Origin of the sequence: Winogradskya humida, from assembly GCF_016862215.1 — a bacterium.
GTDB lineage: Bacteria > Actinomycetota > Actinomycetes > Mycobacteriales > Micromonosporaceae > Actinoplanes > Actinoplanes humidus.
The window spans coordinates 34571-41794 of sequence record NZ_BOMN01000007.1 but is presented as its reverse complement, the minus strand read 5'-3'; the positions used below and the strand labels follow the sequence as shown (position 1 = coordinate 41794).

At 71.5% G+C, this 7224-nt stretch carries 7 protein-coding genes; 5 read left to right on the top strand and 2 right to left on the bottom strand.

What is annotated here, in order from left to right:
• Positions 1 to 176: 176 nt before the first annotated feature.
• Positions 177 to 422, bottom strand: a complete 246-nt coding sequence (locus tag Ahu01nite_RS02120; protein WP_203834632.1) for a hypothetical protein — start codon at positions 420 to 422, stop codon at positions 177 to 179.
• Between the two features lie 342 nt (positions 423 to 764).
• Between Ahu01nite_RS02120 and trpC the strand changes: the two genes are divergently transcribed.
• The 5 genes from trpC to Ahu01nite_RS02095 are packed head-to-tail and all read left to right on the top strand — an operon-like array spanning position 765 to position 6144.
• Positions 765 to 1568, top strand: a complete 804-nt coding sequence (trpC, locus tag Ahu01nite_RS02115) for an indole-3-glycerol phosphate synthase TrpC (RefSeq protein ID WP_203834635.1) — start codon at positions 765 to 767, stop codon at positions 1566 to 1568.
• Positions 1565 to 2806 (top strand): tryptophan synthase subunit beta, encoded by a 1242-nt coding sequence (gene trpB / locus Ahu01nite_RS02110; RefSeq protein WP_203834631.1) that lies wholly within the window; start codon positions 1565 to 1567, stop codon positions 2804 to 2806. The genes trpC and trpB overlap by 4 nt, the downstream gene beginning before the upstream one ends.
• Complete coding sequence (trpA, locus tag Ahu01nite_RS02105) at positions 2803 to 3609, top strand: tryptophan synthase subunit alpha (protein WP_203834630.1); 807 nt, start codon at positions 2803 to 2805, stop codon at positions 3607 to 3609. The genes trpB and trpA overlap by 4 nt, the downstream gene beginning before the upstream one ends.
• Before the next feature lie 23 nt (positions 3610 to 3632).
• Positions 3633 to 4937: a prolipoprotein diacylglyceryl transferase gene (gene lgt / locus Ahu01nite_RS02100; protein ID WP_239158561.1), complete on the top strand. Its 1305-nt coding sequence runs from the start codon at positions 3633 to 3635 to the stop codon at positions 4935 to 4937.
• 16 nt (positions 4938 to 4953) lie between these two features.
• On the top strand, positions 4954 to 6144 hold the full coding sequence (locus tag Ahu01nite_RS02095; protein WP_203834629.1) for an FAD-dependent oxidoreductase: 1191 nt from the start codon (positions 4954 to 4956) through the stop codon (positions 6142 to 6144).
• Between the two features lie 68 nt (positions 6145 to 6212).
• Here Ahu01nite_RS02095 and Ahu01nite_RS02090 read toward each other — a convergent pair whose 3' ends face one another.
• The gene (locus Ahu01nite_RS02090) at positions 6213 to 7094 is read right to left on the bottom strand and encodes a GNAT family N-acetyltransferase (RefSeq protein WP_203834628.1); all 882 of its coding nucleotides are present in this window, start codon (positions 7092 to 7094) and stop codon (positions 6213 to 6215) included.
• Between the last annotated feature and the right edge of the window lie 130 nt (positions 7095 to 7224).

Genomic DNA, 7224 nt, shown 5'->3' with positions numbered 1-7224 from the left:
GGCATGCGCTGGACTTGCGGGACGACCCGACGTGGCGTCCGGTCCGGCATGCGCCGGACCGGCGGGATGACCCGACGTAAAGCGCGGCCTAGCGTCGTTGCCGGAGCTGCGGGGATTACCGAACGTGAAGCGCGGCTCGGCGTGGCTGCTGGCGCTGTGGGGATTACCCGGCGGGGTCAGTGGGCGACGCGGGTGCGGGTGTTGTTGCGGGGGCGAGGGGCTGCGGCGAGGGCGGCGACCATGGCGTCCATGTCCGCGCGGGCCTGGGCGCGGGCGCGGTCGGCGAGCATTGCCTCGTAGGCGTTGCTCTGGGCGGTGCGGGCGTTGCCCATCACTCTGCGCTCCATGCCGGTGAGGAACTCGGCGGTGCGGGAGACAAAGGTGCGGGAGGCGGCAGCGAAGCCACTCTCAGTAGCAGTCATGTCAGGACTCCACAGACCTGTCGGCGCCAGGGACCAGAACCAGTTTGCCTGAAGCCCAGGGTGCCGGAGCCGTATTTCGGCCGGGTGACGCCACCGTCACAGTCTTCCGGGGTCAACCGATCATCCAGGGTGCCGCAGGTGGGTGCAGCGACACGCGTGGGACGGGTGTGACAGATATGACATCTGTCGCCCGGCAGCGCATTATGCCGCAGTCCATCTCGTGAGGATCGCCATACCCCGGAGGGCTGGACAGGACGGCCGCCACCTAGCATCGGGCCGAGGACACCCGGAGAGGGGAGTCGTTCGGTGACATCCGATCAGCGTGGTGCGGGACCGCAGAATGTGCTCGAGGAGATCCTCGAGGGGGTACGCGAAGACGTAGCGGCCCGGCAGGAGAAAGTTTCGCTGGACCAGGTTCGCGAGCTCGCGGCGGCGGCTCCGCCGGCGATCGACGCGTACGCGGCGTTGCGCAAGCCCGGGGTGGCAGTGATCGCGGAAGTGAAGCGGTCGTCGCCGTCCAAGGGTGCGCTGGCCGACATCCCCGACCCGGCGGTGCTGGCGGGCGAGTATGCGGCCGGCGGTGCGCGCTGTATCAGCGTGCTGACCGAGGGCCGGTGGTTCGGCGGTTCGCTCGCCGACCTGGCCGCGGTGCGCGCGGCGGTGGGCGTGCCGGTGCTTCGCAAGGACTTCGTCGTCTCCAGTTATCAGATCCACGAGGCCCGCGCCCACGGTGCCGACCTCGTCCTGCTGATCGTGGCGGCGCTCGAGCAGAACGTGCTGACCGGTCTGCTGGAGCGGATCGAGTCGCTGGGCATGACCGCGCTCGTCGAGGTGCACAACGAGGAAGAGGCCGACCGGGCACTGGACGCGGGTGCCCAGGTCATCGGGGTGAACGCCCGGGACCTGCGGACTCTCGAGGTGGACCGGTCCGTCTTCGAGCGGATCGCGCCGGGGCTGCCGAACAACGTCGTGAAGATCGCCGAGTCGGGGGTGCGCGGTCCGCACGACCTGATCCGGTACGCCTCCGCGGGTGCCGACGCGGTGCTGGTCGGCGAGGGCCTGGTCACCCAGAAGAGTCCTCGTGACGCGGTCGCCGAGCTGGTCAACGCCGGTAACCATCCCGCTACGCCGAGGCCGGTCCGATGAGTGCACCCGTACTGCCCGATCTTTCCGGACATTTCGGGCAGTTCGGCGGGCGGTTCGTGCCCGAGGCGCTCGTAGGTGCGCTCGACGAGCTCGAGGCCGCGTACCGATCGGCAAAGAACGACCCCGTCTTCCAGGAGCGCTTCACCGGTCTGTTGCGCGATTACGCGGGTACGCCGTCCCTGCTCTACCGCGCCGAACGGCTCTCCGAGGCCATCGGTGCGGAGGTGTTCCTCAAGCGTGAGGACCTGAACCACACCGGCGCGCACAAGGTCCGCAACGTGCTCGGCCAGGCGCTGCTCGCGAAGCGGATGGGCAAGCCGCGGGTGATCGCGGAGACGGGCGCCGGCCAGCACGGCGTCGCCAGTGCCACCGCCGCCGCGCTGCTCGACCTGGAATGCGTCGTCTACATGGGCGAGATGGACACCGAGCGGCAGGCGCTGAACGTCGCGCGGATGCGGATGCTCGGCGCCACCGTCGTGCCCGTCACGAACGGCTCGCGGACGTTGAAGGACGCGCTGAACGAGGCGCTGCGGGACTGGGTCTCCAGCGTCGACACCACGCACTATCTGCTCGGCACGGCGGCCGGCCCGCACCCGTTCCCGGAGATCGTCCGGGACTTCGTGGGCGGCATCGGCATCGAGGCCCGCGGGCAGATCCTGGACAGGATCGGCAAGCTGCCCGACGCGGTCGTCGCGTGTGTCGGTGGCGGGTCGAACGCGATCGGCATCTTCCACGCGTTCGTCCCGGACGAGGGTGTGCGGCTGTACGGCTTCGAGGCCGGCGGCGACGGCATCGAGACCGGGCGGCACGCTGCGTCGATCACCGGTGGTTCGGTCGGTGTGCTGCACGGCAACCGCACGTACCTGCTGCAGGACGAGGACGGGCAGACGAAGGAGTCGCACTCCATCTCGGCCGGGCTCGACTACCCGGGTGTCGGGCCGGAGCACGCGTGGCTGCACGACACGGGCCGGGCGAGCTACGAGCCGGTCACCGACGCGGAGGCGATGTCCGCGTTCCAGCTGCTGTGCCGCACCGAGGGCATCATCCCGGCGATCGAGAGCGCGCACGCGCTGGCCGGCGCCGCGAAGATCGCCCCGCGGCTCGCCGCCGAGCTGGGCCGTCCGGCGACGATGATCATCAACCTGTCCGGGCGTGGCGACAAGGACGTGCACACCGCCGGGGCGTACTTCGGAATTCTTGATGAGAACGAGGTCATCGTGCCGGGGGAAGTGACGTGAGCATCGCCGCGACGTTCGGTAAGGCCAAGGCGGAGGGCCGGTCGGTCCTCGTCGGCTGCATGCCCGCGGGGTTCCCCACGGTCGACGACTCGATCACGTCGATGGTCGCCATGGCCGAGGCCGGCTGTGACGTCATCGAGGTCGAGCTGCCGTACTCCGATCCGGTGATGGACGGGCCGGTGATCCAGAAGGCGAGCGACATCGCCCTGGCCGCCGGCGTCCGCACCCGGGACACTCTCAAGATCATCGAGGCTGTCTCCGCCACCGGCGCCACGGTCGTGCTGATGACCTACTGGAACCCGATCGAGAAGTACGGCGTCGACGCGTTCGCCCGCGACCTCGCCTCGGCGGGTGCCACCGGCATGATCACGCCGGACCTGATCCCCGACGAGGCCGGCGAGTGGATCGCCGCCGCCGACAGGTACGCGATCGACAAGACGTTCCTGGTCTCGCCGTCGTCGACCGACGAGCGGCTGGCCATGACGGTCGCCAACTGCCGGGGCTTCGTCTACGCCACCGCCCTCATGGGGGTCACCGGCGCGCGGACCAGCGTCTCGTCGCAGGCCCCCGAGCTGGTCGCCCGCATCCGCGCCGCCGCCCCGGACCTGCCCGTCGGCGTGGGTCTCGGTGTCGGCACCGGTGCGCAGGCCGCCGAGGTCGCCGCGTTCGCCGACGGCGTGATCGTCGGCAGCGCGCTCATCCGGTGTGTGCTCGAGGCCCCCGATCTGGCGACCGGGCATCAGCGGCTGCGCGCGCTGAGTGCCGAGTTGGCAGAAGGTGTACGCGCGGGCCAGCCCGCCTAGTGGCAAGGCGGTAGGGTGCGCGCGTGAACTACGACTACGCCTCCATCCCCAGTCCGACGACGTCGGTGTGGCACCTGCTGGGCCTGCCCGTCCGGGCGTACGCGCTCTGCATCGTGCTGGGCATCGTCGTGGGTGTCCTGGTCATGGAGCAACGCCTGCGCCGCCGCGGTGTGGCGCCCTGGGCCTCGCTGGACATGGCGGTCTGGGCCGTGCCGTTCGGCATCGTCGGCGCCCGGATCTACCACGTCATCACGTCGCCCGCCGAGTACTTCGGCGCCGGCGGTGAGCCGTTCCGGATCTTCCAGATCTGGGAGGGCGGCCTCGGCATCTGGGGCGCGGTGGCCGGTGGCGCACTCGGTGCCTGGCTTGCCGCCCGCCAGCTCGGCCTGCCGCTCTCGGTCTTCGCCGACGCGCTCGCGCCCGCCCTGCCGCTCAGCCAGGCCGTCGGCCGCTTCGGCAACTGGTTCAACAACGAGCTCTACGGCAAGGCCACCACGTTGCCGTGGGGCCTGCAGGTGCACGACATGGACCGTTCTAACCCGGGTCACGCCACCGTCATCGACGGCAAGGCCGTGACTCTGCCGGGCCTCTACCAGCCCACCTTCCTGTACGAGGCCCTGTGGGACATCGGCGTCGCGGTGCTGGTGTGGGCCCTGGACCGCAAGTACAAGTTCGGCAAGGGCCGGGCGTTCGCGATCTACGTCATGGCGTACACCGCCGGCCGGTTCTGGATCGAGATGCTGCGCGTCGACGACGCCAACCACTTCTTCGGCATCCGGCTCAACGTCTTCACCGCGATCATCGTGTTCCTCGCGGCGCTGATCTACTTCCTGCTCGTCAAGGGTCCCCGCGAGTACGTCGTGCCGATCGACGCCCCCGCCACCGCACCCGTGGCCGCAGCCGAGAGCGACATCAGCCAGGTCGACGTCGCCGGTGGTCCGGACAAGGAGCCGGCGAAGGCTCCGAAGGCTTACCGGGTGGTGAGCGAGGAAGAGTTCCGGGTGTACGAACGTACGGGAATCCTCGCGCCCGCCGCACCCGGAAGCGAACCCGAACCCGAACCCGTTCCCGTCGCGGTGTCCGTCGCCAAGCCGGCTGTTGAGCCTGCCGCCGGACCCGCACCTGCGCCTGAGGTTTCCGCCTTCGCAAAGCCGGCCAAGGCCGCTGAGCCGGCCAAGCCCGTTGAGCCGGCCAAGCCCGTTGAGGTTGCCGAGTCCGCCAAGGCCGCTGAGCCGGCCGAGCCCGCCGTTGCGCCTGCTGCGAAGAGCGACGCCCCCGCTGGTAGCAAGGCGGACGACGAAGCTGCCGCCCCCGCCGACGAGCGTTAAGGCCCGGGGCGCGGTAATGCGCACGGCGGTGGTGGTGGGTGCGGGGATGGCCGGGCTGGCCGCCGCCGGTGCACTGGCCCGCGACGACTGGCAGGTGACGCTGCTGGAGCGGGGCGAGCGGGTTGCCGCGCCGCCGACCGCCCTGGTGCTCTGGCCCAACGGCCGGCGTGCCCTGGACGCGCTGGACCCCGACGGCGGCTGGTCGTCGATCGCGGCGCCGCTGCCCGACGGTGGGGTACGCCGCCCGGACGGTCAGTTCCTGGTCGCGCCGCACACCCGTCCGGGTGCGGGCCCGGCGCCGGCGGTGGTGCACCTGGAGGACCTGTACGACGCGCTGGTGGCGGGTCTCAACGATCACGTCGAGATCCGCACCGGCGTGGAGATCACCAAGGTCCGCGCGCATCGGGGGTCTCGCCCGGCGGTCGGCGACGGGCGGGTCTTCTACGAGGCCGACCTGATCGTCGCGGCCGACGGTATCGACAGCGCGGTCCGGCACGCGCTCGCCCCGGAAGCCGTGGTGGTTGGCTCGGGCTTCGCCGCGTGGCAGGCCGTCGTGCCCCGCTACCGAGCCCCCGACCTGCCACCGGATCAGGCGGCCGGGGGAGAGACCCTGGGCGCCGGGTACCGCTTCGTCTCCATGCCGCTCGGGGAACGCGCGGCCGGCAAGGGCGGCATCTACTGGGTCGCGACCGCCGCCGGGGCACCGCGTCCCGAACCCGCGGCGACCCAGCTGGCCCTGCTGCGCCGGTGGTTCGCCGCGTGGCATCCGCCCGTCGGGGAGCTGCTCGCCGCCACCCGCCCCGAGGATCTGGTGCCGCAGGAGGTTCGCGAGCTTCGGCCGCTGCCCCGGGCTTACGGGTTCCGGTGCGGCAGTGGTGGCGTGGTGCTGCTCGGCGACGCCGCCCACGCGATGCCGCACCACCTGGGTCAGGGTGCCTGCCTCGCGTTCGAGGACGTCGCGACGCTGCGGTCGCTGGTGGCCACGGCTTCACCGGGGGCTGAGCTGGGCCAGGCGGTGGAGGACTACGACCGGGCGAGGCGCCCGAGAACCGCTTCGGTGGTACGCCAGACGCGGCGCATGTCAGCCGTCGTGCAGGCGCGCGGCCGGCTGGCACTGCGAGCCCGCAACGCCGCCCTCGGCTCGCTACGCCCCCGGATCCTCGGCCACGCCCACGGCCACACGGCCGACTGGCAGCCGCCCGAATAAGCCCGCCCGAACAAGCCTGCCCGAACAGGGCCGACGGAACAGGGCCGCCCGGACAAGGCCGCAGGGCGTCAGACCGTTGCGGCGGCGGGGGAGCCGATGCAGGCCGTCCCCGCGCGACGGAAGCCGATCTTGGAGTAGAGCCGGGCCACGTCGTCGTCGGCCGCGGACAGGAACACCATGTCGTCACCCTCGAGCAGGGCGCGGCGGGCGAGGTTGGCGGTCAGCTGGGAGGCGTACCCCTGGCGGCGGGCCGAGGGCAGCGTCGCCACCCCGACCACCTCGCTGACGCCGTCGACCCGCTGCACCGAGCCGCACGCGACGATGCCGTCGGCCGGTGACTCGACAACCGCGCTGATGCACCGCCCCGACGCGTGCCGGCGCTCCTGCTCGGCGATCATCTCGGCGCTCGGCTGCGGCACGGCGTCGCGTTGCTCGGGCCCGGCGGGGTCCAGGATCAGCGCCCCGGCGGTGGCGGTGCTGGGCGCGGCGGAGGTCGCCGAGGCGGGGGCGCCGAAACCGAGCCGCCCCACCGCCCGCGTCGCGGCGATGTCCGCGGCGAAGGACGCCGAGCCCGGCTCGAGGAAGCGGATCGCGGCGCCGGGGATGGGCAGCTCGGGCACCAGGGCCGCCCGGTCGAGCACGAGCAGCGGCGCGAGCAGCACGTCGAGCCCCGCGGAACGGGCCACCGCGAGCAGGTCCGGGGTCGTCTCGTGCACCCATTCGAAGGCTTCGGGGGCGCTGACCTCTCGTTGCCGGGCGCGGACGGCAGTAACATCGGCAGCGGACGGTGTTTCGCCGCCCAGGCGTGGCCGGGCGTAGTAGGGCCATCCCCTACCCTCGCGGACGAACAGCACGAATTCCCCGATTTCCTCCGCGACCGCGGCGTCACGGGGGACAGCGTCGTAGAACCGCTCCAGCCTGGGGAAGATATCGGTATCCTCTAGCGCCACCGCGGCAGCGTATCGAACCAGCGCGGATCAAGGGTGATCCCGGCGCGGGCAGTGTGATCCATCCGCACCTGGCGTTCGGTGCTGACTAACGTAGTATCGAGAGACTTTTGCAGGGCCGACGTCGTCCCGA